Source organism: Actinopolyspora sabaoui (assembly GCF_051225635.1).
Taxonomy (GTDB): Bacteria; Actinomycetota; Actinomycetes; order Mycobacteriales; family Pseudonocardiaceae; genus Actinopolyspora.
The window spans coordinates 1-480 of the sequence record NZ_JBMIHH010000027.1 but is presented as its reverse complement, the minus strand read 5'-3'; the positions used below and the strand labels follow the sequence as shown (position 1 = coordinate 480).

1 protein-coding gene is annotated in these 480 nt (G+C 67.5%); it reads left to right on the top strand.

Annotation, left to right across the window (positions count from 1 at the left end; genetic code table 11):
• Nucleotides 1-208 precede the first annotated feature (208 nt).
• Nucleotides 209-480, top strand: a 272-nt coding sequence (locus tag ACOQFL_RS22825) for a hypothetical protein (RefSeq protein ID WP_435546259.1), incomplete at its 3' end; no start/stop codon positions are given.

The following is a 480-nucleotide window of genomic DNA, read 5'->3' as shown; positions in this document are numbered from 1 at the left end:
GCTCAGGGCACCACGGCCCGTCGAAAGGCTCAGCGCATCGGCGCGCCGCGGCGTTGGGTCAGCATCGTGACCAGGTGGCCGGTGTTGACCATCGTCGTGGTGATCGTGGCCCTCGGCGCGCTGGCCTATCCCGGCCAAGGATCTGCGCATTGCCCTTCCCGACAACGGGCAGGCCGATCCCGGCACCCCGGCTCGGACCACGTACGACTTGATCAGCGAGCATTTCGGCGTCGGCTACAACGGACCGCTGATCGTCTCGGCCGTCATCGTCGGCTCCGACGAACCGCTCGAGGTGATGGACGGCATCGCCGACGACATTCGGACCCTCCCCGGCGTGGCCAGCGTCCCGCTGGCGACCCCCAACGAGGACGCTTCCTTTGGCATCGTGCAGGTCATACCGACCACCGGGCCGGACGCGCAGGAGACCAAGGACCTGGTGCTGCGGATCCGCGCCATGAAAGTTCAGTTCCAGGCCGAGTA